21 protein-coding genes and 1 tRNA gene are annotated in these 24,332 nt (G+C 59.0%); 11 read left to right on the forward strand and 11 right to left on the reverse strand.

What is annotated here, in order from left to right; translation table 11 throughout:
• The first annotated feature begins 63 nt into the window (after positions 1–63).
• The 4 genes from rnk to GWQ29_RS00460 all read left to right on the forward strand — a co-directional run bounded on the left by rnk (position 64) and on the right by GWQ29_RS00460 (position 4,161).
• Complete coding sequence (gene rnk, locus GWQ29_RS00445) at positions 64–459, forward strand: nucleoside diphosphate kinase regulator (RefSeq protein ID WP_005320129.1); 396 nt, start codon at positions 64–66, stop codon at positions 457–459.
• A gap of 232 nt (positions 460–691) precedes the next feature.
• Complete coding sequence (uhpA, locus tag GWQ29_RS00450) at positions 692–1,282, forward strand: transcriptional regulator UhpA (protein ID WP_021139640.1); 591 nt, start codon at positions 692–694, stop codon at positions 1,280–1,282.
• Positions 1,279–2,799: a signal transduction histidine-protein kinase/phosphatase UhpB gene (gene uhpB, locus GWQ29_RS00455; RefSeq protein ID WP_096118236.1), complete on the forward strand. Its 1,521-nt coding sequence runs from the start codon at positions 1,279–1,281 to the stop codon at positions 2,797–2,799. Before uhpA ends, uhpB begins: the two co-directional genes overlap by 4 nt.
• 27 nt (positions 2,800–2,826) lie before the next feature.
• A complete protein-coding gene (locus tag GWQ29_RS00460; protein WP_275918530.1) occupies positions 2,827–4,161 on the forward strand; it encodes an MFS transporter in 1,335 nt (444 codons plus the stop codon).
• 10 nt (positions 4,162–4,171) lie between these two features.
• On the opposite strand, the gene GWQ29_RS00465 is transcribed toward GWQ29_RS00460, so the two are convergent.
• The gene (locus tag GWQ29_RS00465; RefSeq protein ID WP_275918531.1) at positions 4,172–5,305 is read right to left on the reverse strand and encodes a GGDEF domain-containing protein; all 1,134 of its coding nucleotides are present in this window, start codon (positions 5,303–5,305) and stop codon (positions 4,172–4,174) included.
• Between the two features lie 499 nt (positions 5,306–5,804).
• Between GWQ29_RS00465 and GWQ29_RS00470 the strand changes: the two genes are divergently transcribed.
• The 3 genes from GWQ29_RS00470 (at position 5,805) to GWQ29_RS00480 (ending at position 8,379) form a co-directional block, all read left to right on the forward strand.
• Positions 5,805–6,596 carry a transporter substrate-binding domain-containing protein gene (locus GWQ29_RS00470; RefSeq protein ID WP_169045781.1) on the forward strand — a complete coding sequence of 264 codons (792 nt, stop codon included), beginning with the start codon at positions 5,805–5,807 and terminating at the stop codon, positions 6,594–6,596.
• Positions 6,597–6,686: 90 nt separating this feature from the next.
• Complete coding sequence (locus tag GWQ29_RS00475) at positions 6,687–7,646, forward strand: amino acid ABC transporter permease (protein ID WP_005320135.1); 960 nt, start codon at positions 6,687–6,689, stop codon at positions 7,644–7,646.
• On the forward strand, positions 7,630–8,379 hold the full coding sequence (locus GWQ29_RS00480; RefSeq protein ID WP_005320136.1) for an amino acid ABC transporter ATP-binding protein: 750 nt from the start codon (positions 7,630–7,632) through the stop codon (positions 8,377–8,379). The genes GWQ29_RS00475 and GWQ29_RS00480 overlap by 17 nt, the downstream gene beginning before the upstream one ends.
• Positions 8,380–8,454: 75 nt before the next feature.
• Here the strand turns inward: GWQ29_RS00480 and GWQ29_RS00485 are convergent, their stop codons facing one another.
• Positions 8,455–8,916, reverse strand: coding sequence for a DUF2059 domain-containing protein (locus GWQ29_RS00485; RefSeq protein ID WP_275918532.1), 462 nt, complete (start codon positions 8,914–8,916; stop codon positions 8,455–8,457).
• Between the two features lie 143 nt (positions 8,917–9,059).
• Here GWQ29_RS00485 and GWQ29_RS00490 point away from each other — a divergent pair, with 143 nt between their 5' ends.
• Positions 9,060–9,899: a sterol desaturase family protein gene (locus GWQ29_RS00490; RefSeq protein ID WP_265462281.1), complete on the forward strand. Its 840-nt coding sequence runs from the start codon at positions 9,060–9,062 to the stop codon at positions 9,897–9,899.
• Between the two features lie 72 nt (positions 9,900–9,971).
• Here the strand turns inward: GWQ29_RS00490 and GWQ29_RS00495 are convergent, their stop codons facing one another.
• The 9 genes from GWQ29_RS00495 to tadA all read right to left on the reverse strand — a co-directional run bounded on the left by GWQ29_RS00495 (position 9,972) and on the right by tadA (position 21,213).
• Positions 9,972–11,372, reverse strand: coding sequence for a basic amino acid/polyamine antiporter (locus GWQ29_RS00495; protein WP_265422370.1), 1,401 nt, complete (start codon positions 11,370–11,372; stop codon positions 9,972–9,974).
• A 9-nt stretch (positions 11,373–11,381) separates the two neighbouring features.
• On the reverse strand, positions 11,382–12,284 hold the full coding sequence (locus tag GWQ29_RS00500) for a homocysteine S-methyltransferase family protein (RefSeq protein ID WP_113720034.1): 903 nt from the start codon (positions 12,282–12,284) through the stop codon (positions 11,382–11,384).
• A 301-nt stretch (positions 12,285–12,585) separates the two neighbouring features.
• Positions 12,586–13,125 carry a hypothetical protein gene (locus GWQ29_RS00505; RefSeq protein ID WP_192896032.1) on the reverse strand — a complete coding sequence of 180 codons (540 nt, stop codon included), beginning with the start codon at positions 13,123–13,125 and terminating at the stop codon, positions 12,586–12,588.
• A gap of 18 nt (positions 13,126–13,143) precedes the next feature.
• A complete protein-coding gene (locus GWQ29_RS00510; RefSeq protein ID WP_275918533.1) occupies positions 13,144–14,463 on the reverse strand; it encodes a hemolysin family protein in 1,320 nt (439 codons plus the stop codon).
• Positions 14,464–14,652: 189 nt separating this feature from the next.
• Entirely contained in the window at positions 14,653–15,363 is a 711-nt protein-coding gene (gene phoU, locus GWQ29_RS00515) for a phosphate signaling complex protein PhoU (RefSeq protein ID WP_111587581.1), read from the reverse strand.
• 101 nt (positions 15,364–15,464) lie between these two features.
• Positions 15,465–16,283, reverse strand: a complete 819-nt coding sequence (pstB, locus tag GWQ29_RS00520) for a phosphate ABC transporter ATP-binding protein PstB (protein ID WP_159166747.1) — start codon at positions 16,281–16,283, stop codon at positions 15,465–15,467.
• A 237-nt stretch (positions 16,284–16,520) separates the two neighbouring features.
• Positions 16,521–18,170: a phosphate ABC transporter permease PstA gene (gene pstA, locus GWQ29_RS00525; RefSeq protein ID WP_265463230.1), complete on the reverse strand. Its 1,650-nt coding sequence runs from the start codon at positions 18,168–18,170 to the stop codon at positions 16,521–16,523.
• Between the two features lie 17 nt (positions 18,171–18,187).
• Positions 18,188–20,425, reverse strand: coding sequence for an ABC transporter permease subunit (locus GWQ29_RS00530; RefSeq protein WP_275918534.1), 2,238 nt, complete (start codon positions 20,423–20,425; stop codon positions 18,188–18,190).
• A gap of 206 nt (positions 20,426–20,631) precedes the next feature.
• Positions 20,632–21,213 carry a tRNA adenosine(34) deaminase TadA gene (tadA, locus tag GWQ29_RS00535; RefSeq protein ID WP_139039509.1) on the reverse strand — a complete coding sequence of 194 codons (582 nt, stop codon included), beginning with the start codon at positions 21,211–21,213 and terminating at the stop codon, positions 20,632–20,634.
• Positions 21,214–21,517: 304 nt separating this feature from the next.
• On the opposite strand from tadA, the gene GWQ29_RS00540 reads away from it, so the two are divergent.
• The 3 genes from GWQ29_RS00540 to aceB all read left to right on the forward strand — a co-directional run bounded on the left by GWQ29_RS00540 (position 21,518) and on the right by aceB (position 24,323).
• A tRNA-Pro gene (locus GWQ29_RS00540) sits at positions 21,518–21,594 on the forward strand.
• 280 nt (positions 21,595–21,874) lie between these two features.
• Complete coding sequence (locus GWQ29_RS00545) at positions 21,875–22,009, forward strand: hypothetical protein (RefSeq protein WP_005320161.1); 135 nt, start codon at positions 21,875–21,877, stop codon at positions 22,007–22,009.
• 706 nt (positions 22,010–22,715) lie between these two features.
• A complete protein-coding gene (gene aceB, locus GWQ29_RS00550) occupies positions 22,716–24,323 on the forward strand; it encodes a malate synthase A (protein ID WP_275918535.1) in 1,608 nt (535 codons plus the stop codon).
• The last annotated feature ends 9 nt before the right edge of the window (positions 24,324–24,332 follow it).

The raw sequence follows: 24,332 nt of genomic DNA on the forward strand, positions 1-24,332 counted from the left end.
ACTCTTTTTGCGACCAGCTTGCCTGCCATCCTGGTCATATAACCCATTGATAAGGAATATCTTATGCAAAAACCTAATCTTGTGATTTCCAGCCTGGACCTGGATCGTATCGAACAATTGCTCGGCAACCACCCCCAACACCTGGCACTGCAAGAGGAGCTGGATCGCGCCGAGATGCGCGAACCGGCCGACATGCCGCCGGACGTGGTCACCATGAACAGCACTGTGCGCTTCAAGATGCAAAACAGCGAAAACGAATTTTGCCTGACCCTGGTCTATCCAAAGGATGTACAGGGGGATGAGTCCAGGATCTCCGTGCTGGCACCGGTCGGCAGCGCCCTGCTGGGGCTGAAGGTGGGCGACAGCATCGCCTGGCCGGGCCCCGCCGGTCGCACCATCCAGGTCGAGATCCTGGAAGTGGTCTATCAGCCGGAACGAGCGGGAGAGCTGCACCGCTAGCTAGCTGCCAACACGGGCATGCGCCGACAGCCTTCGGCGGCGGCGCTTGCTCTTGTCTGCTCCCGGTCCCCCCTAAGCTCTGAGCTATCCCCTCCCCTGATCCCGATCAAGCTTTAGGACGGGATCTGCCCCTATCTTGACCACAATTTGTGCTTCCCCTTGAGCCCGGGCAAAGCGGCAGGTATCTTGTTGGCCGCGCCAGCACCCTGGCCGCAGATTTCAGGCTGACATCATGATAAAGATTGCCCTCATCGACGATCACCAGATCGTCCGCTCCGGCTTTGCGCAACTGCTCAATCTCGAGCCAGACCTCAAGGTGGTGGCCGAATTCGGCTGCGCCGCCGACGCCCTGGCCGGTTTGCCGGGCAGCGGCGTGCAGCTGTGCGTGTGCGACATCTCAATGCCGGATCAATCCGGGCTGGACCTGCTCAAGCGACTGCCTTCCGGCCTCGCCGTGGTGATGCTGTCGGTGCACGACAGCCCGGCGCTGATCGAGCAGGCGTTGCAGGCCGGCGCCAAGGGCTTTCTCTCCAAGCGTTGCAGCCCGGACGAGCTGATCGCCGCTGTGCGCACCGCCGCCCACGGTGGCTGTTATCTAACCCCGGACATAGCCCACAAGCTGGCCTGCAACAGTCAGGATCCCCTCACCAACCGGGAGCGGGAAGTGGCGCAGCTGCTGGCGCGGGGGCTGGAAGTGAAGGCCATCGCCGAGCAGCTGGGACTCTCCCCCAAGACGGTCCACGTGCACCGCGCCAACCTGATGGACAAACTGAAAGTCAGCAACAACGTGGAGCTGGCCCACCGCATGCTGGACAGCTGGTGATCTCCCGGTTTGCCAGCTATGTCGCCATCTCGCTGGCGGCCTGCTTCATCTTTGCCGCGGGCTGGTTTTGCCTGTGGAGCATCAGCCTGCATCTGGCGGGGTCCCCCATACTGGCGGTGCTGCTGTTCCCGTTTGGTCTGCGCCTGGGCCTCTTGCTGCAAAGCCCGATCGCCTACTGGCCGCCGCTGCTGCTCAGTGAATCCCTGCTGCTCTACTGGCTCGACAGCGAAGTCGGCCTGCCATCCTGGCCACTTGTTCAGGCGGGCAGCCTGCTCACCCTGCTGCCACTGCTCATCGCCCGCCGCCAGCAGGTGCGCAACGACTGGCAACAACTGCTGGTATTACTCGCCACCGTGACGGTGGCGGCGCTGCTGCAATCCCTGCTCTGGCATCTGGCCGGGGAAGATGGCCTCACCGCCCTGCTGCTCACCCTGACCGGCGGCCTGACCCTCACCTCCACCTGCATGCTGATCTGGCACTACCTCACCCGCGCCACCTGGGTGCCGCTGGGACCCGCTCTGGTGGATCAACCGGTGGACTGGCGTTTTCGCCATCTGGTCTGGTATCTGCTGCTGTTTGTATTGAGCCTCTGGTTGCAGCTCGGCCTGCCGGACTCGCTGGTGCGCTTCACCCCGTTTTGTCTGGCCATTCCCATCATGGCCATGGCCTGGCGCTACGGCTGGCAGGGGGCCCTGCTCGCCACCCTGATGAACACGGTCGCCCTGATGGCAGGGCAGGCCTGGCACGAACACCCGCTGGATCTGCTGCTCTCCCTGCTGGCCCAGAGCCTGACCGGCCTGCTGCTGGGGGCCGGCATCCAGCGCCAGCGTGAGCTCAATCAGGCACTGACCCGCCAGCTCGCCCATAACCGTCAACTCACAGAGCGGTTGCTGGAAACCGAGGAGAGCATCCGCAAGGAAGTGGCCCGCGAGCTGCACGATGACATAGGCCAGACCATCACGGCCATTCGCACCCAGGCCGGCATAGTACGGCGTCTCGCGCCGGACAATGCCGGGGTCGGCCAGAGCAGCGCCCTCATAGAGACGCTCTCCCTGGGTATTTATGATGCGGTGCGCGGCCTGCTCGGCCGCCTGCGCCCCCGCCAGCTCGACGACATGAGTCTGGAGCAGGCGGTGCGCGGCCTGCTGCGGGAGCTGGAGCTGGAACGCCACGGCATCGTCACCCGGCTCGAGTGGCAGCTGACGGACGAGGGGCTCTCCGACGCCCAGCGGGTCACCCTGTTCCGGGTCTGTCAGGAGGGGCTCAACAATGTGGTAAAGCATGCCAACGCCAGCTCGGTCACCATTCGCGCCCATCGCCAGGCCGAGCGTTTGCTGCTGTTGCTGGAAGACGACGGCTGCGGCTTGCCGGAGCACAGATCTCCCCAGGGTTATGGCCTGCTCGGCATACGCGAGCGGGTGCAGGCACTGGGTGGCAGCCTGCAGCTCTCCTGCATCCACGGCACCCAGCTGACCGTACACCTGCCCAATCGCAAACGGGAAGATCCCCGTGACTGACGCGCCATCCCGGGAGAAGACCGTCTTATGTTGAGCTTTATGAGGAGCGCACCGCCACTGCCGCTCATCCGTGACCAGGCCGAGATCGATGCCAGCTACCGTCACTGGCGACTGCATATTCTGCTGACCATGTACCTGGGCTACGCTGTCTTCTATTTCACCCGCAAGAGCTTCAACTTCGCCATGCCGGACATGCTGGCGGACGGCATGCTGGACAAGTCCGACATCGGCATCTTGTGGACCTTGTTCTACATCACCTACGGCTGCTCCAAGTTCTTCTCCGGCATCATCAGCGACCGGGCCAACCCCCGCTACTTCATGGGGCTGGGGCTGATGGCCACCGGTGTCATCAATATACTGTTCGGCCTGTCATCATCCCTCTGGCTGTTTGCAACGCTCTGGGTCGCCAACGCCTTCTTTCAGGGCTGGGGCTGGCCCCCCTGCTCCAAGCTGCTCACCAGCTGGTATTCCCGCAGCGAGCGGGGGGTCTGGTGGTCGGCCTGGAACACGGCCCACAACGTGGGTGGGGCGCTCATTCCCCTCATCGTCAGCACCATAGCTCTGCAGCACGGCTGGCGCTACGGCATGATAGTGCCCGGCGTCATCGCCATTCTGGCCGGGCTGTTCTTGTGCTGGCGACTGCGAGATACCCCGAGCGCCATGGGGCTGCCCACGGTCGGGGAGTGGCGCCAGGATGCCATGGAGCTGGCCCAGCAGACTCAGGATGCTGGCCTCTCCCATCGCCAGATCTTGCGCAAATACGTGCTTGGCAATCCCTACATCTGGCTGCTTGCCTGCTGCTACGTGCTGGTCTATGTGGTGCGCACCGCCATCAATGACTGGGGCAATCTCTACATGACGGAGCAGCGCGGCTTCAATCTGATGAGCGCCAACTCGGCTATCTCGATGTTCGAGGTGGGGGGCTTTATCGGTGCCCTGGTGGCGGGCTGGGGATCGGACAAGCTGTTCAACGGCAATCGCGGGCCGATGAACCTCATCTTCGCGGTGGGGATACTGCTGGCGGTGGGGTCGCTGTGGCTGATGCCCTTCTTCAGCTATGTGATGCAGGCAGCCTGTTTCTTCACCATAGGTTTCTTCGTGTTCGGCCCCCAGATGCTGATCGGCATGGCGGCGGCCGAGTGCTCCCATAAAAACTCGGCGGGGGCCGCCACCGGCTTCGTCGGCCTGTTTGCCTACATGGGGGCGGCGCTGTCGGGTTATCCGCTGGCCAAGGTGATGGAGATCTGGCACTGGAACGGCTTCTTCGTGGTGATCTCGGTCGCGGCAGGGGTCTCGGCCCTGTTGCTGCTCCCCTTCCTCAAGGCCCAGGCACCACGCCCTCTCGCCGCAGAAGCAGTATGAGCCAGTCCCTTCAGGCCAGTCGGCAGATGCGGTTCTTGCCCTCTCGCTTGGCCTGATAAAGGGCGCTATCGGCCTGGCTGAACAGGGTATCGAAATGCCAGTCGTGCTGGCAGCGCGCCAGCCCCATGCTGACCGTGATGTGGATCCCGCTCAGATCCAGCGCCGCCAGATCCTGCAATATCCGTTCGCAGCGTGCCTGCTGGGCTTGTTCATCCTCTCTGGGTAGCAGCAAGACGAATTCTTCCCCACCAAAACGGCTGGCCACCAGCTCAGGCTGAGCGCCGAGATAGGCGCCGACTGCCTCCAGCACCCTGTCCCCTATCTCGTGGCCATGACGATCATTGACCTGCTTGAAGTCATCCAGATCCAGTACAGCCAGCGCGCCGAACTCGCCAATCCGCCGCGTGCCCATCTGCTCCATGAAACCGCGCCGGTTCAACAGACCTGTCAGGGAGTCATGGCTGGCCTGCTGACGCAGGGCAAGCGCCCGATACTGGGTACAGAGCAGCAACACCCCGAAGGTGGAGAGGTAACTGCCCATCAACATGGAGAGAAAGGGCAGCACGTTGACCCCGCTCTGATCCATCAGCACCCTGGCATCCCCTTCCAACAGGAAGCCCATCCGCATCAGGTTGAAGCCATAAAGCAGGATATTGACCACGGTGAACACCAGCACAGCCGGCAGGTAGGCGGGATAGCCGTGTCGCCAGATGAGAAAGACGATCACGGCCCCCAAAACCATGTAGCTCAGACAGGCCAGCAATACCCGGGGCGCCATATGGTCGTTGAACAAGATGCTCCAGCTCAGGATCAGCACATAGACCAGCATGAACAGCGCGCTTGCACCCCAGCTGAGCGGCTTGCCGAAGAAGCGCTGCAGTGCCAGCGGCATCAGGGCGATACAGACGGTGATCAGCAGATTGGCCAGCCAGATCCCCGCCAGATTGGGCATGAAGGCCTGCTGGGAGAAGAGACTCTGGGCCGCCAGGGCGCACAGGCTCGACCACCACCAGAATCCGAGTCCGGGGATCTCCCTGTGGGTCAACCATATGATGGAGAGGGTGATAAAACCGAGGCTGTAGCCACCCAGGGCCATGACCATGAGGGTGAATACATCCAGCTTGAGCAGTATTGAGGCGTCCATACCCGTGCCACTAAACGAAGGTAACTGAGTATATTTGAAGCGCAAAACAAGACCCAGTGGTGTCTGACTAAATCCTCAATAAAAGTTTACGTATTGCATAAAAATCCGCTAAATATGCTCCATTGGAATCCCTCTCGTGTCGCAGTTGAGAAAGTGAGTAACGTTTGGCACTGCCGATGACGAGGCCGGATGTAACAAAGTGTCCCGCTGGCATTTTGGACTTGAACCCGCCCCATTAGATAGATATGTTGTTTTCGTGTGATTTTATGAGTGCAGTCACGGGGGAAAAGCGTCACTAACCTGTTGAGTCATCTGGCACAATCGGAATTTGGTACATTTTTCACTCAGCACACAGAAAATGGAATCTCATATGGGGCTTTTGCCTCAACCAAGACAATAATCCTGTCTTGCCTGTTGCCGGATGCAGCAGTCTCTTGTGCCACGGAGTCGCACGGGATCAGGTTCAAGGCCGAACACACCACCGACAGAGACGTCACTTATGATCAAAAAATTCATTCTCTCTACCTTGCTGCTGTGCGGGCTCGCCAACGCCGCCGCCCCTGCCTCCACCCTGGATGCCGTGCTCGATCGCGGCGTGCTGAGAGTCGGTTTCGACGCCGGCTATCAACCCTTTGAAATGACCAACAAGCAGGGCCAGTACATCGGCTTTGACGTGGATCTCGCCAAGATGGTCGCCAAGGAGATGGGCGTCAAGGTGGAGTTCGTCAACACCGCCTGGGATGGCATCATACCTGCGCTGCTGACCGACAAGTTCGACGTCATCATGGGCGGCATGACAGTCACCCCCCAGCGCAACCTGAGGGTCAACTTTGCCGATCCCTACATAGTCGTGGGCCAGACCATAGTGCTGCGCAAGGACAAGGCCGGCGAGATCAAATCCTTCAGCGATTTGAACGATCCCAAGTACAAAATCGCGGTCAAGCTCGGCACCACTGGCGAGCAGGCGGTCAAACGTCTGATCCCCAAAGCGACCCTGCTGCAGTTTGAAACCCAGGATGACGCCAAGCTGGAAGTGATCAACGGCAAGGTTGACGCCTTCGTCTACGACCTGCCCTACAACGCCATCTTCGCTTCCCAGAATACCGGTGCCGTTGTGCACCTGGACAAGCCGTTTACCTTCGAACCCCTGGCCTGGGCCATCCGCAAAGGCGATCAGGACACCCTCAACTGGTTCAACAACTACCTGCGCCAGATCAAGGGCGATGGCAGCTACGACCGCCTCTACAAGAAGTGGTTCGAATCCAACGCCTGGCTGAATCAGCTCAAGTAACCTCGCAAGGGGCGGCCTGCCGCCCCTTCACGCAGATCCCCACACAATAACTACAAAGAGGTTGCGACAGTGCACAACCCAACAAGACAGATGGAAAAACAACCCAACCAGTTGCTCTGGCACGGCGTCTTCCTGCTGATGCTGCTGGCTGCCGTATTCGGCATCTATAAAGCGGTTCAGTCCGTGGATTACACCTGGCGCTGGGAGCGAATTCCCCAATACATCGCCTACCAGGCGGAGCAGAACAACCTGGCCGAATTTGACGGCACAGTGATCGCCGGCACCACCAGCGCCGAGCAGGGCAAACTGTTCCTGCAAAATGATCTCGACCCCAATCAGCGACAGGCCATCGCCAGCACAGGGGTGAAGGTCACCGAAGGGGACACCATTTTCCGGGGCGATACCCTGGATACCGAACTCACCTGGACCGCGGGCCCCATCGCCTGGGGTGTCTGGGTCACGGTCAAGCTCTCCCTGGTGGCAGGGGTATTTGCCATCCTGCTCGGCACCCTGGCAGGGCTGGCCCGCCTCTCCCCCAATCCGGCCTTGCGCAATCTGGCGGTCACCTATGTGGAGCTCATTCGCGGCACGCCACTGCTGGTGCAGATCTTCATCGTCTACTTCTTTATCGGCACTGTGCTGAACCTGGACAGGTTCACCGCTGGGGTGGCGGCACTGGCCGTCTTTACCGGCGCCTATGTGGCCGAAATCGTGCGCGCCGGCATCAGTTCAATCCACAAGGGACAAATGGAAGCGGGCCGCAGCCTGGGGCTCACCTCGGCCCAGACCATGCGCTACGTCATTCTGCCGCAAGCCTTCAAGCGGGTGCTGCCACCGCTGGCAGGTCAGTTCATCAACCTCATCAAGGACTCCTCCCTGGTGTCTGTCATCTCCATCACGGATCTCACCAAGGCGGGGCGTGAGGTGGTCAGCTCCACCTTCAGCCCGTTCGAGGTGTGGTTCACCGTGGCCCTGCTCTATCTGGTGTTGACCGGCACCCTCTCTTTTCTGGTGCGTCGTCTGGAGGTGAAATATGCACGCAGCAACTAAGCCTGATCCCATCATAAAAGCCAGCGGAGTGGAGAAGATCTACGCCGGTGGTGTGCACGCCCTGAAGAACGTCAGCACGGAAGTCGCCGAAGGGGAAGTGGTGGTGATCGTCGGGCCGAGCGGCTCGGGAAAATCCACGTTTCTGCGTACCCTCAACCAGCTGGAAACCATCAACGACGGCAACATAGTGGTCGATGGCATCTGCCTGACCGAACCGGGTGACGTCAACAAGCTGCGGGAAGAGGTGGGCATGGTGTTCCAGTCCTTCAACCTCTTCCCCCACCTGAACGTACTGGACAACATCTGCCTGGCGCCACAGAAGGTGCGCGGGCTGTCGCGCAATGACGCGCGGGACAGGGCCAAGGCCCTGCTGCTGAAAGTGGGATTGTCGAACAAGGCCGAGAGCTATCCGTCCCAGCTCTCCGGCGGCCAGCAACAGCGGGTGGCCATCGCTCGGGCGCTTGCCATGCAGCCGCGCATCATGCTGTTCGACGAGCCCACCAGCGCCTTGGACCCCGAGATGGTGGGCGAGGTACTGGACGTCATGAAGGGGCTGGCTCGCGAGGGCATGACCATGGTGGTGGTGACCCACGAGATGGGCTTCGCCCGCGAGGTGGCGGACAGGGTACTGTTTATGGAAAACGGCGAGCTGCTGGTGGATGAGAAGCCCACCGACTTCTTTGACAATCCTCCCTCCCCGCGCCTGCGCCAGTTCCTGAGTCAGGTGCTCTGACGCTGACAGCCGTAGAAAGCAGAAGAGGGAGCCATGGCTCCCTCTTCACGCTGACACAGGCTCAGCCCGTCGCATCTATTTTGTCGCCTGGCGTTTTGCTTCATCCAGCATGATTTGCAGTGCCGGCATATTGCGCTCGGCCATGGATTTACCCACCAGCGAGCTCTCCTGAAAGATAGCCGGCATGGTATCCAGGGATTTCTTCCCGACCGGACTCTGATAAAAGGCGATCAGCTCCTTGAGCTCGGCGTCGGTGAAATGGTTGCGATAGATGGCGGCCACCTCGGCACTCATGGCCGGCCAGGAGAGATAGCGGCCAAACCAGGCCTCCAGTACATCGCGATGCTTGGCCAATTCCTGCGCATGTTCGCCTGCCCCCCGAATGATCAGCGGGATCAACTGTGCCTGCAGCTGGGCCTGCAACTGCTCCGCTTGCTGTTCACTGTTGATCAGGTTGACCAGATCCTGAGCAGGATCGGCCCACACACAGCCACTCCACAGCAGGGCAATGACTACCCCTCTTTTCACCAACTGCATAACCACCTCTTAAACCATATAAAAACAACAGGTTACATTGAATTGAAATTCAGGCCAGTCACCAGATGGCGGTGCAATATGTTAATGAAATTTTAAATTCATTCGGTATGCTGGAACACAACTGGTCAAACCGGATGCTCGACATGGATGTGCAACTGCTGCTGCTTTATCTCTCCCCCGTCTTTTTGGCATTTGTCGGCTGGGAGATGCTTTACCTGCGCAAGCACGGGGCGGCCTTTCCCACCGCCACCTACCAGTGGCGAGACCTGTTCGCCAACGCCACCCTGGCTCTGATGCATCAGGGGGGTGACGCACTGACGGCCATCGCCATCGCCTACCTGTATGACGCCCTGTGGGGCTGGCGCCTGTTCGACATAGAACTCAATCTCTGGAGCATCTTGCTGCTGTTCCTGCTGCAGGATTGCTGTTATTGGCTGTTCCACTTTGCCAGCCACCATGTGCGCTGGCTGTGGGCCTCTCACGTGGTGCATCACAGCTCGGAGCGACTCAACCTCTCCACCGCCTTTCGCCAGAGCCTGATGTACCCCGTCTCGGGCATGTGGCTGTTCTGGATCCCCATGATCCTCATCGGCTTCCCGCCCCAGGCCGTGGTGGCGACCGTGCTGCTCAGCCTGGGTTTCCAGTTCTTTGTTCACACCCAAGTGGTGGGCAAGCTGGGCTGGCTTGAGTGGGTCTTCAATACCCCCTCCCACCACAGGGTGCACCACGCCAGCAACGCCAAATACATAGACCGCAACTTCGCCGGCGTGCTGATCATCTGGGATCGGCTGTTTGGCACCTTTGTGGAAGAGGATCCCGCCGAGCCATGCCGCTTTGGCATCACCAAACCGGTTCGCAGCTTCAATCCGCTCACCCTCACCTTCCACGAGTGGCGCGACATGCTGCGCGAGGCCCGTGATCTCCCCTGGTCAGAGAAGCTCAAGGTGCTGTTTGGCAAACCGGCCGGCCCCGGCAGCGCCTGAGCCAGGGAACAAAGCAAAAAAAGAGAGCGCCACCAGGGCGCTTTCTCATTTTACAAGGATCATTTATCCCCTTCATGGAGAGGCAAATGACCAGAGTGCGGGAATGAGGCTCACCAGGGTTATCCCGGCCAGCAGCCGCTCGCGACCACTGAGCCGCTGATGATCACCAAGCTGTCGGCGGCTGTAGAGAAACAGCAGCAGGCCCGGCCCGTAAAGCAGCAAGGAGAGCAGCAGGTATTCCACACCGGCGGCATAGAGCAGCCAGAGGCCATAACCGCTCGACACCAGCGCCACTGTCCGCATCAGGCCATTGCCCTCGCCACTCAAGGAAAGCTTGAGCAGGAAGAGGCCGATCAGCAGGTAGGGCACCAGTATCATGGAGGTGGAGATGAGCAGCAGGTTGGTGTACCCCTTGCCGAGCAGCCACACCAGCAGCAGGCAGCCCTGCACCGTCAGACTGGTGAGCCACAGCGACGCTATGGGGGTGCCGTTGCGATTCTGGCGCCGGAAGATGGCCGGGAAGGCGCCGTGGCGGGCAGCGCTGAAGGGAACCTCGGCCGAGAAAAGGGTCCAGCTCACGTAAGAAGCAAGCACAGAGACAATGAGGCCGACACTGATCAGCACTTTGCCCCAGGAGCCTGTCATCTGGGCCATCAGCCCCGCCATGGAGGGATTGGGCAGGGCCGCGAGCTCGGGGCGACTCAATATCCCCAGCGCCAGTACCGAGATGAGCACATAAAGCAGCAACGCCAGCACTACCCCGAGCACTGTGGCCGTGCCCACGTCCCGCTTGTTTCTCGCACGGGCCGACAGGACGGCGGCCCCTTCGATGCCGGTAAAGACCCAGAGGGTGATCAGCATGGTGTTGCGCACCTGCTCGGAGACCGGCACAGCAAGCGTGCTGCCCCCCTGATCCGCCGCAAAGGTCACAGGGTCAAACCAGTAGCAGGCGAACAGGATGAACAGCAGCAGCGGCAGGCTCTTGGCCAGGGTTGCCACCAGATTGAACAGGGCCGCCTGCTGCACGCCACGGGCCACCAGCAGATGCACCGCCCAGAGGATGAAGGACTCGCCGATAAAAGCCGCCAGGGTATTGCCATCGCCAAACCAAATCTGTTCAGGGGTATCGACGAAGCTGCCAAGGGCGGCGAACGCGATCACCAGGTAACCCACCACACCTATGGTGGCGCACAGCCAGTAGCCCCAGGCGGAGAAAAAACCCACCAGCTCCCCAAAGCCTGCGCGGGCATAGCTGTAGATGCCGCCATCGAGATCCGGTCTTAGCCGCGACAGGTAGAGAAAACTCGCGGCGAGTGCCAGTATGCCCACTCCGGTCACGCCCCAGCCGATCAGCACGGCGCGGGCACCGGCCACCTCGGCCATGTTCTGGGGCAAGCTGAAGATGCCCGCCCCCACCATGGAGCTGAACACCAGCGCAGTGAGGGACCAGAGGCCTATTTTGCTCTCTTTCATATGCTCTCCTTAGCGCAGCCGGCTGGCCAGTGCCTGAATATGCTCGGGGCCGATGCCGCAGCAGCCGCCAATGAGAGAGGCCCCCACGGCGCGCCAGCGCTCGGCCCAGCCGAGGTAATCCAGCGGCCCAAGATCGGCACGGATCTCGTCCAGCCCGTCGTTGGCGGTCGCCTCCTTGGGCTGGGGAGGAAACGCATTGGCATAGGCGCCGAGGCGAATATCCCCTCGACCCAGCGCCTGCAAGCTGTCACCGGCCACCGTCAGCGCGGCCTCGATCACCTCGGGCTGACAGCAGTTGAACAGGATGGCATCCACCCCGGCCGATGCCAGTGCAGTGACGGCATCCGCCACCCGCTCACCGGAACGAAGCGCAGGCTCGCAGCCCGGCGCTTCATCTTCCAGCGTGAAGGAAACCCAGAACGGCTTGCCATCCTGTGGCAACAGCGCCTTGAGGGCCAGCGGCTCGGCAATCAGGCTCATGGTCTCGGCCAGCCAGATATCCACATGGGGCGTCAGCGCCCGAATGAGCGGTGTGGCCAGCTCGCCCACTCTATCCGCCTCGAACAGGTCGGCGCGGTAGGAGCCAAACAGCGGCGGCAAGGATCCTGCGACCTGCACCGAGCCCGGTTGCTCATTGGCAACCTCACGGGCCAGCTGGCCAGCCAGCGCGGCCAGCGCTTCCCCTTCGGCGGCAAATCGCTCGGCACCGATATGAAACGGCACCAGGGCATAACTGTTGGTGGTGATGACACGGGCACCGCTCGCCACATAGGCCTGATGTACTTCGCGCACCGTCTGTGGTGCCTCCATCAGCGCCAGCGCCGACCATTCAGGTTGGCGAAATGGCGCCCCTCGCCGTGCCAGCTCGCGTCCCATGCCACCATCCAGTACCCACAATGCCTGTGTTTCCATCTGTCGTGTCTCTTTGTTGTTCTGTGCTTGTCTGTTTTGTCGATTTGCAGCTTTTTTGCGCTGCCATGCACTCTTTAGCGTTGCTCTGCGGCTGTGCGTCGCCGGGCCTCATCGTGGTGAGGCATCCCTATCAATATCAGCCATAAAAACATATAGATGTTTAGATGGCCAAAATAAGATAAAGCAAAGCAATGCAGGCGGCAATCGGTATCAACAGAAATCAGAACACAAAGATGAGGAAAGATAGAAATGAGTGAGGCCACCCAAGGGTGGCCTCACTGCTGTCTGGTTAGCTGGCGGTTTAACGCCCTGCCAGCACTCGCTTGATCTGCTTGGTCCAGTCAGAGACCCGCCCCTGCTGGGGCAATCCCTGCCAGATCTGCGCCCACTGGGCCGGGCTCAGAGGGCGACCGAGACGACGCTGCACACCGGCATAGAGATAGTCGTGGGCCGTGGTGGCAGCCTGGGTCGAGGTGAGAAACTTGGAGACAGGATCGGTCAATCGCACATCCCGCATGCCGAGCAGCGGATAGTCGCTATGCACCGCCGCCAGCATGGTTTCACGCATGGCTGATTCGATGTAACCACGGGCAAACAGGGCGGTTACCGACTCCAGGGATCCCTGATCCGGGCCGTGGTACTCCTCATCAAAGACCGGACTTGGCTCCACTACGGCGCTTTGTACCACGGCATCGGGATCGGATTGCGGCACAACTTCTGCCTTGGCGGCAACCGGTTGGGCAACGACAACCGCCTTGCGGGGGGCGCTCTGACTGCAAGCGCCCAGCGCCAGGGCAAGCGCCACACAGGCCAGCGCACGGGAATGAGACTGCATCTTCATGACTCCTTGGTAGCTCCTTTACGATTCCTGAGCGGACTTGTCGATCACTATGGGTTCAACCCGAGTGACCAGCAGCTGGTCGATCTTGTAGCTGTCGATATCCACGACTTCAAATTTGTAGCCCGCGTATTTGACCGAGTCGGTACGCTTGGGGATCTTGCGCAGCATGAACATGATGAAACCGGCGATGGTCTCGTAGTTCTGGCTATCCGGAAACGCCTCTATGTCGAAAGCACGCATCACATCAGAGATGGGGGTCACGCCATCCACCAGCCAGGAATTTTCATCCCGCTGCACAATCTGCTCTTCCACTACGTGGGTGGCCCACTCACCCATGACGGTACTCATCAGATCGTTCATGGTGACTATCCCCACGACCAGGGCGTACTCGTTCATCACAACGGCGAAGTCACCCCTGTGGTTCTTGAAGTATTCCATTGCCTCGTAGAGGTTGAGGGTATCGGGAATGATGATGACGTTCTGCACCAGGGAGCCGCTGTTGAGATCTATGCTCTGGCCGCTGATGACGCGGATCAGCAACTCTTTGGCATCGACGAAGCCCTTGATGCTGTCGAGGTTGTGGTCACAGACCAGGAACTTGTTGTGGGGGTGCTCGGCGATCTTGGCCTTGATGCTCTCTTCACCCTCTTGCAGGGTGAAGTAAATCAGGCTCTCTCTCGCCGTCATGGCGGAGGTGACGCCGAGGGACTGCAACTCGAACACGTTCTCGATGAGCTGATGCTCTTCGCGCTGAATAACGCCCGCCTCGGCGCCCGCATCCATCACCGCATAGATATCGTCGGAGGTGATCTCGTCGTTGCGTATCATGGAGACCCGCAGCAGACGGAACAACGCATTCGCCATGCCATTGAAGAACCACACCAGCGGCATCAGCAGGGTCACGCACAGCAGCATGGGGCGTACCACCACAACGGCGATCCGCTCCGGCATGGTCATGGCCAGGCGCTTGGGCATCAGGTCTGCTATCAGGATGAACATGCCGGTGACGAACACGAAGGAGGCGGCAGAACTTATCTGGCCAAGCCAGGGGCCCTGATAGAAGCTGAAGATGAACTCCTTGATGGCCGGATTCAGGGCAGACTCGCCCAGGATACCGCCCAGGATGGCGACAGTGTTGAGGCCAATTTGCACCACGGTAAAGAAATTACCCGGCTGGGCCTGCAGCGCCAGCACCTTGGCGGCATGGCGGTTCCCCTCATCGGCCATCACCTGCAATTTGATCTTGCGGGAGGCGGCGAGGGAGATCTCGGAAAGGGAGAAGAACACACTGCCGGCAACCAGCAGCATCAGAAGAAATATACTATCGGCAAAACTCATGATTAACCTATTGCTACACCCGCCTTAGCACAAGACGGCAAACTGGGCCTGGGAGACCAGACCGTGAGTCCATCCGAGACTCACACAGGGGGCATATTCTAGCAGAAAACCGCCATCCGGGTGGCTATATCTTGCTCTGACACGCAGTGCAACAAAAAAGGCGCGAAACGCGCCTTTTTATTCATTTCATCAGCTCTTGCCAAGCAGATCGCTCAGCTCGTCAACCTTGGTGTGGCGAACGTCCTTGCCCTTGACGTAGTAAACGATGTACTCGCAGATGTGCTGACAGCGATCGCCGACCCGCTCGATGGCACGCGCCGCCCACAGTACGTTGAGTACCTGGGGGATGGTGCGCGGATCTTCCATCATGTAGGTCATCAGCTCACGGATGATGGACTCGTACTCCCGATCTACCTTGTCATCTTCCTTGTAGACGGCGATGGCCGCCTCCAGATCCATGCGGGCAAACGCATCGAGCACGTCGTGCAGCATCTTGATGGTGCGGCGCCCCATGTTCTCGAGGGACACCAGCGGCGGCTGTGGCTTGTTGGCGTTGTCGGTCAGCATGCGGGCTATCTTGTCCGCCACGTCGCCGATGCGTTCCAGATCCGTGATGGTCTTGATGATGGCCATCACCAGACGCAAGTCGGACGCTGTGGGCTGGCGTTTGGCGATGATGCGGGTGCATTCTTCGTCGATGGCCACTTCCATGGCGTTGACCTTGTGGTCATTGGCCACTATCTTGCGCGCCGCGTCCAGATCCTGATCGTGGATGGCGGCGATGGCGTCGGTAAGCTGTTGCTCCACCAGACCGCCCATCACCAGCACCTGATTGCGCACATTCTCAAGCTCGGCATTGAACTGACCGGAGATGTGTTTATTGAGGTTCATATTGTCCATACAAATAATCCTTGATGCTCCGATTATGCCTTAGCCGTTGAACTGGCCGGTAATCTGTTTCTTGCTGTTCATATCAATCACCTTATTGCACCAACCATGCCTTAGCCGTAGCGACCAGTGATGTAATCTTCGGTCTTTTTCTTGGCCGGTGTGGTGAAGATGGTGTTGGTGTCCGCATATTCGATGAGCTCGCCCATGTACATGAACGCCGTCTGATCCGACACTCGCGCAGCCTGCTGCATGTTGTGGGTCACGATCACCACTGTGAATTGGCTCTTGAGCTCGTTGATCAGCTCCTCGATGGTAAGCGTCGAAATCGGGTCGAGGGCCGAGGTGGGTTCATCCAGCAACAAGACTTCCGGCTCGATGGCGATGGCCCGGGCAATCACCAGACGCTGCTGCTGGCCACCGGAGAGACCAAATGCATTGTCATGCAGTCGATCCTTCACCTCTTCCCATAGGGCCGCGCCACGCAGTGAACGCTCGGCCGCCTCGTCCAGGGTGCGTCTGTCGTTGATGCCCTGCAGGCGCAGACCATAGACCACGTTCTCGTAGATGGATTTGGGGAAGGGGTTAGGACGCTGGAACACCATGCCGACCTGACGACGCAGAGCGGAGACATCCACTCCCTTGTCATAAATGTTGTGGCCGTGCAGCTGGATTTCACCTTCGATGCGGCAGATCTCCACCAGATCATTCATCCGGTTGATGCAGCGCAGCAGGGTTGACTTGCCGCAGCCGGACGGGCCTATGAAGGCCGTCACCTGCCCTTTCGGGATCTTCATGTTGACGTTGAACAGCGCCTGCTTGTTGCCGTAGTAGAGGTTGAGATCCTTCACCTCCAGCGCTGTCTGCTCCGGGGTCAGGTTGAGCAGGTCCAGCGCTGTGTGCTGAATGGATGTGGTCGTTACGTTGATCATCTGTTACCTCAAAATCAGTCTGGAGTGGCCGGACTCTTGCCAGCGACCGCCATGATTGCTGCTGACAGATGGCGGCACTCTCTGAACCGCGCATCTGTTTTCTCGATCTTGTCTCAAGGACGCCGGATTAATGCTCCAGCGACCGGAATTTCTCACGCAAGTGGTTGCGAATGCCTGTGATGTCGGTCAGGTTCATGCTGTTCATCCATTGTCTCAACATCCGTCTGGACTGCCGCATCAATGTTCCAAAGAGCGGAATTTTTCACGCAAGTGGTTACGAATGCCGATGGCCGTCAGGTTCAAGCCAACGATCACCGTCACCAGCAGGAAGGAGGTGGCATACACCAGCGGCCGCGCTGCTTCGACGTTCGGACTCTGGAATCCCACGTCGTAAATGTGGAAGCCCAGGTGCATGAACTTGCGCTCCACGTGCAGGTACGGGAAGTTGCCATCCATCGGCAGGGTCGGCGCCAGTTTCACCACCCCCACCAGCATCAGCGGAGCCACTTCACCGGCGGCCCGGGCTATCGCCAGGATAAGGCCGGTCATGATGGCCGGGCTCGCCATGGGCAGCACGATACGCCACAGGGTTTCGGCCTGGGTGGCCCCCAGCGCCAGTGAACCCTGACGGATGGTGCTGGGAATACGGGACAGTCCCTCTTCGGTGGAGACGATCACCACAGGCAGGGTCAGGATGGCCAGGGTCAGTGCCGACCAGATGACACCGGGTGAGCCAAAGGTCGGGCTTGGCAGCGCCTCCGGGTAGAACAGCTGATCCAGCGAGCCACCCAGGGTATAGACAAAGAAGCCCAGACCAAACACGCCATAGACGATGGAGGGCACACCCGCCAGGTTGATCACAGCGATGCGGATAAGCTTGGTCAGGCTATTCTTGCCCGCATACTCGTGCAGGTAGACCGCCGCCACCACGCCGAGGGGCGTGACGATGATCGCCATCAGGATCACCATGAAGACGGTGCCGAAGATGGCCGGGAACACACCGCCTTCCGTGTTGGCCTCGCGAGGCTCACCCGTGACGAACTTGCCTATCTGATGGAACCAGTGGCCCACCTTGGCAGGCAATCCCATGGCGTTGGGCCAGGTCACATCCAGTACCTTGGACATGGGCATGGTCACCAGCTCGCCACGCATGTCCTTGACTGTGATGGCATCACGATCCGCTTGGGCACGCAGGGAAAAGAGTTCCTTTTCCAATATTTGATAGCGGTCGTTGAGTGCCTTGCGCTCTTCGACCAGCTCGGCTTTAAGCTGATCGGTCAGCTCATCATTGAGCTCGGCCTTGCGCTCTTTGAGACGCAACTTCTCCAACTGGTAGTTGATTGATCCTATGGCACCTTTTTGCAGCTTGCTGGCCTGCTCGGAGAGGCCGTTGCTGCGAGCCAGCATCCTCTTGAGTACCTTGTGCAGATCCTGCTCATGGACCACGCCATCTTCCTTGGCCTGCACCACATAACCATAGAAGTTACCATTGGTGGTACGTTCAATCACCGCCATCTCGGCAGGCAGTGACTGGGACTTGATGTCAGTCTCCAGCACCCAGCGGAAATCGAGGTCGACGAACTCACGGTTGCCGGTCTTGACCAGATAGCGGGTCAACACCTCGCGATCTTCACCTTCCAGCGGAATACCCGCAGCCCGCAGCCGCTCCACCGGCACCAGTTCGCTGTCATTGATTTCACCGATCAAGACGCTCTTGTTGCCGCTGACATCTTGGATCTGCCACTCATAGATGGGGTGAGGCCAGAAATAGATCAGACCACGCCAGCCGATGAGCAGCAACAGACCCAGTACCGCCACCAGACTCAGGCTGACTGCACCGCCTGTCATCCAGATCCAGGGGGCCCCTGACTTAAACCACTTACCCATTGTCGATTCCTTGCCCGTTACATGGAGCTGTATTTTTCACGCAACCGCTGACGCACGAACTCGGCCAGGGTGTTGAAGAAAAAGGTGAACACAAACAGTACGAAGGCCGCGAGGAACAGTACCCGGTAGTGGGAGCTGCCCACTTCCGATTCCGGCATCTCCACCGCTATGTTGGCAGCCAGGGTTCGCAGTCCCTGGAACATGGAGAAGTCCATGATGGGGGTATTGCCGGTCGCCATCAGCACTATCATGGTCTCGCCCACGGCGCGGCCAAGACCCATCATCACTGCCGAGAAGATGCCCGGGCTGGCGGTGAGGATCACCACACGGCTCAGTGTCTGCCACGTAGTGGCACCCAGTGCCAGCGATCCTTGAGTCAGATGCTTGGGCACGGAGAAGACAGCGTCTTCGGCGATGGAGAAGATGGTGGGAATGACCGCAAAGCCCATGGCGATACCAACCACCAGGGAGTTGCGCTGGTCAAACTTGATCCCCATTTCATGGGTCAGCCAGCTACGGGTATCCCCGCCAAAGAAGGCATTTTCCACCACAGGACTCAGGGTCAATGACAACCAGCCGACCAACAGCACCACGGGGATCAGCAAGACAGCCTGGCTCCCTTCCGGCACGCACTGCTTGAGCTTGCCCGGCAGCAGATGCCAGGCCAGGGCGGCCAGCAACATCCCCATCGGCAGCATCACCAGCATCATGAAGATCCCTGGCAGGTAATCCTCGACAATGGGTGCCAGCCACAGACCAGCCAGAAAACCGAGTATGACGGTTGGCAGTGCCTCCATGATTTCTATGGTCGGCTTGACGAACTTGCGCATGCCGGCGGACATGAAATAAGCGGTATAGATGGCGCCGGCGACCCCCAGCGGGACCGCAAACATCATGGCGTAGAATGCCGCCTTCAGCGTGCCGAACGAAATGGGGATCAGGCTCAGCTTGGCTTCGAAATCGTTGCTGGCAGAGGTGGATTGCCACACATACATGGGCTCCGGGTAGCCTTCATACCACACCTCTTGCCACAGGGCAGACCAGGTCACTTCAGGGTGGTCATTCTCGACCGCAAACAGCTTGAAGGTATCGTCCTGCTGCATCAGCAGCACGTTGTGGCGGGGCGAGATGGCCAGCGCCAACAGTGCGCCCCCCTCTATCTTCTCGCTCAGCAGCTTGCTCTCGCCGGTGGCGTGGAAGAAGCTGATGGTGCCATCCTTGCCTGCGCTGACAAAGCCCTTGCGAAAGTGCTCCGGGGTCAGCAGATCCACAGAACCATCACTCTTGAAGTCACGGATCTGGGTGAACTGACGCTTGCCATCCTTGGCCACTTCGAACCACTGGGAGATGACACCGTTGTCGTTGCCCACCAGCAAAGAGGAGGCACCGGCGAGCAGCTCAATCCGGGTCACATTGGCATTGGGGGCGTTGATCTCCAACACGTTGCGCAGGGCGATGTCATTGAGATTGTGGATGTCGTAGACAGAGAGGCGGTTGCCCTCACGCACAAACAGGATGCGCAAGTTGGGGGTCAGCAGCATCTGATCCACATGGCTCGGCAGAGAAGGAATGCTGTAGTTCTGGGCGCTCCACTCCACGTCGCCGGAAATGAAGTTCTCCTCGCCGCTCATCACCGTCATCACGCCGCGACCATCTTCGGTCACGGCGGCGGTGGCCATCTTGTCCTTGGTGGCTTCGAATACCATGAACTGCAGCGCCTTGCCTTGGGGATCGATCACTACCGGCTCTTCGCCGAAGGGATATCTCAGGCTGGGCTCGATGACCCGCACGTCATTGGGGTAGGACACCTTGAAATGGGGCTCCATGACCAGAGCCTTGCCATCGGCAAAACCGTAGGCGATGAGCTTCTGACCCGGCGCCGGGCTGGTGACAGTCGTGATGTCACCGGCAACCTGGGCCTGACCAATGGCTTGTCCCACCTTGACCTTGCCATCTCCCTGAAGAGCAAAGAAGTTGACCAGCCCCTTATTGCTGAAGCGATAGCCAATCTCGTTCTGCTCCTCCATCCCGAGCCAGGCAGTCTTGCCCGCAATGGGCAGGGTAAACGATGCGGTCGGCTCCATGGTGGCGCCATTGAAAATAGGTTTCACCACATACAGCAGATAGAAAAAAATGAGCAACAAGGCCACCAGCACCAGGGCACCGCCTGTGGTGACCCCGAACTTGGCCAACTTATCCTTGATCCGGCGTTTTCTACTGCCCGCCATGACCAGGTTGATCGATTCCGATGACATGCAAGACCTCAATGTGAGCTAGGCTTGGCGGCATTATATGGCGGTTGCATGACAGTTTTGTTACATCAAAGCCCCTTGAGCAGAGCTTATTTTCGAAGAAGGAAATGGCGGCACTTTTCGGCAAGAAACAGATTCAACCAACTGTTTTATATGAAAATACATTGGATGGTGAGAAGCGGGAGCGGCAAAAGTCTCCCCCACTTGCATCAAGAAGAAGAGTCGGTCGCTTGCTGCAATGCCTGTCTGGCGGCCTTTTTCTCGGCGCGGCGGCGCTTGAAGAAGGCCGAGAGCTGGGCCGAGCAGGCATCTGCCAGCACCCCCTCCGTCAACGACACTCTGTGGTTGTGGCGGGGGTCCTGCAAAATCTCGAATACGGAACCTGCCGCTCCCGTTTTGAGATCCCGCGCCCCGAACACCACCCGTTTGACTCGGCTGTGAATGAGGGCACCGGCGCACATGCAGCAAGGCTCCAGTGTCACATACAGCACGGTATCGATCAGACGGTAGTTTTCCAGTCGGGCACCGGCTGCGCGGATCGCCATGATCTCCGCATGGGCACACGCATCATGCTCGCTGATGGAGCGATTCCACCCCTCACCGACCACTTCGTCCCCCAGCACCAGCACGGCACCGACCGGGATCTCGCCGATCCCCTCGGCCCGGGCTGCCAGTGCCATGGCATGGTGCATCCAGCGCTCATCCTGCTCTGCTTGCTGCGCTGTCTGGCTCAGGGATACTGCGGCTGCTGATGGTTCCACCCCTTGCTCCTCTCTCGATTGGTTGTTCATGACCGATTGGTTGTTCATGACGGCTTGCCCTGCATGTGACTGCGCTCATCAGCGCTTGCCTGCACCAGGGACAGGCACCACGCCTGTGGATGCTGGCGCCTTGACCACAGTCGCCAAGCTAGGCCTGCGGCGCAATTTTTCCACCGCAATACGGGGCGGCGATTATGCCAAATCTCCGTGGCCGGCCCAAGCAGCATCTTGACTGAGCAATAAAGAAGCAATCGACATCTCACTGATAAAAAAGGAGTTGCACCAACAGATTCATATCATTAGACTCCCTTCCGTCAGCTCGAACTGACCTCGTCGGTGTGTAGCGCAGCCAGGTAGCGCATCTGCATGGGGTGTAGAGGGTCGGAGGTTCGAATCCTCTCACACCGACCATTATCCCCGAGAAATAGCCCAGTCAAACGACTGGGCTATTTTTTTACCTCCATTTCACTCCAGCCCCTTCACCCTCCTTATGACCCTGGCAGTACTCTGTCCGGCAGGCGCCACCACAGAGCCATCACACATTGGTGGTATATTTTTTATTCAGAATCACTTGAAACCTGTGGCGAGTGTCGCTAGGATACGCGACTTTTCCGCCGGCAATGAAACAGGGAGGTGGGAATCCGGGTGATGGAGTCACCGACCGGCTTGCAATCCAATGAGGCAAGCACCCATGACGCAAGCAGTTGAATCACAGCCCCACCCAGCCCCCCTGCCACAAGCCGACATCGAACTCGGCGAGCATGAATACGGCACTATAGTGCATCTGGATGTGGTCGATCTGGCGGCGCCGGACGACGAATACTGATCCCGCTCAAGATAGAGTAGAAGAGGAAAAGTGGCCGCTGAACCCTTGGGTTTCGCCACCCTTTTACCTTCCCCGGGTGCCAGGAAGGCCCACTGACACAAATAACAATAAAATGCTGCGTAACTACGACTTATCAGTTTTATCCACTCCCCAACCTCCTCCCCTCATCACCCCAAATAGCAAGCCAAGGTGATACAAACCTACGTTATTGCTCGTCACTTTTCCCCTGCTGACGAGATAAACCCCATTCTGCCCCTCTTCCCTATTCAAGTTTTAAACAAACGTTCAATAGCCAACACTGGCCAGAGCTGAGTATTCACCGAGATCCCAAATTTCATTTCATACAACCGTTTTCTGAAAGCTTGGAGTAAGGTCGGGATTTGTTTTTGCATTTGTAATTTTATTACGTAATTAGTTACATTCCAGGTATTCAAAACACCGCAGGCTCACACCACCACAGGGGGTGGGAAACCAAGAGCATATCCATCTGCATAGAGCATTTGCGCTAATCACATAATTCCATTAAAAACATAACCTTAACTATGTATCAGAAACGGGCGTTTTAAAAAAGTGGTTGACGGAGAGGGCAATATTTCGCACCTTATGAATCGTGTTATCCCGTTGTTACGGGAAGTTTGAAAGAACAGGGATCGACTTTAGTCGTAGTTAATTAGTTCAAAATGTAATTCTCAAAGGAGTGAACCCTATGTCGGCACCGGCCCAGACCCACTGTAGCGCCCGTCTGCGCATCCAGGGCGAGATGCTTCCCGAATACGCGCAAATTCTGACGCCGGATGCGGTGGCCCTGGTATCCGAACTGGTGGAACGCTTTGCTCCCCAACGGGGCGAATTGTTGAAACAACGTGTGGCACGCCAGGCCCGTATCGATGGCGGCGAGCTGCCGGACTTTTTGCCGGAAACAGCACACATCCGTGCAGGCGACTGGACGGTGCGCGGTATCCCGGCCGACTTGCAAGACCGCCGGGTAGAGATAACGGGGCCAGTTGAGCGCAAGATGGTCATCAACGCCCTCAACGCCAATGTCAAAGTCTTCATGGCGGACTTCGAAGATTCCCTGGCTCCTGCCTGGAATAAAGTGATCGAGGGTCAAATCAACCTGCGCGATGCGGTCAATGGCACCGTCTCCTACACCAGTCCGGAAGGCAAGGCCTATACCCTGAATCCCAATCCGGCCGTGCTCATCTGCCGGGTGCGTGGCCTGCACCTGCCGGAAAAACATGTCACCTTCGATAGTGAGCCCATCCCCGGCGGTCTGTTCGATTTTGCCCTCTATTTCCTGCACAACTATCAGGCGCTGCTGGCTAAAGGCTCGGGCCCCTACTTCTACGTGCCCAAGTTGCAGAGCCATCTGGAAGGGCGCTGGTGGAGCGAAGTGTTCGCCTGGACCGAGGACAAGTTCGGTCTGCCCCGCGGCACCATCAAGGCCACCGTGCTGATCGAAACCCTGCCGGCCGTATTCGAGATGGATGAGCTGCTCTATCAGATGAAGGATCACATAGTCGCGCTGAACTGCGGCCGCTGGGACTACATCTTCAGCTACATCAAGACGTTGAAGAACCATCCGGATCGGGTACTGCCTGATCGTCAGGTGGTCACCATGGACAAACCCTTCCTCTCAGCCTATTCACGCCTGCTGATCAAGACCTGTCACAAGCGGGGCGCTCTTGCCATGGGCGGCATGGCCGCCTTTATCCCGGCCAAGGATGCCGCCGTCAACGAGCAGGTCTTTGCCAAGGTCAAGGCAGACAAGGAGCGGGAAGCAAGCAATGGCCACGATGGCACCTGGGTCGCCCACCCCGGCCTCGCCGACACCGCCATGGCGGTATTCAACGCCACCATACCGGCAGGCGCCAAGAACCAGATCGGCGTATTGCGTGAGCAGGATGCGCCCATCACAGCGGCCGACCTGCTGGCTCCCTGTGAAGGCGAACGTACCGAAACGGGCATGCGCACCAATATCCGGGTCGCCCTGCAATATCTGGAAGCCTGGATTGGTGGCAATGGCTGTGTGCCCATCTATGGCCTGATGGAAGATGCGGCCACCGCCGAGATCTCCCGCACCTCCATCTGGCAATGGATCCGCCACGGCAAGAGCCTCTCCAACGGCAAGGTGGTGACCAAGGCGCTGTTTCGCCAGATGCTGGCCGAGGAGCAGGAGGTGGTCAAACATGAGGTGGGCGCCGCCCGCTGGCAAGCAGGACGCTTTGCCGAAGCGAGCGAGTTGATGGAGCAGATCACCTGCGCCGATACCCTGATCGATTTTCTGACGCTGCCCGGTTACGAGCGGCTCTGAACTTCGGGT

The sequence above is a fragment of the Aeromonas sp. 2HA2 genome (assembly GCF_029237345.1).
GTDB lineage: Bacteria > Pseudomonadota > Gammaproteobacteria > Enterobacterales > Aeromonadaceae > Aeromonas > Aeromonas salmonicida.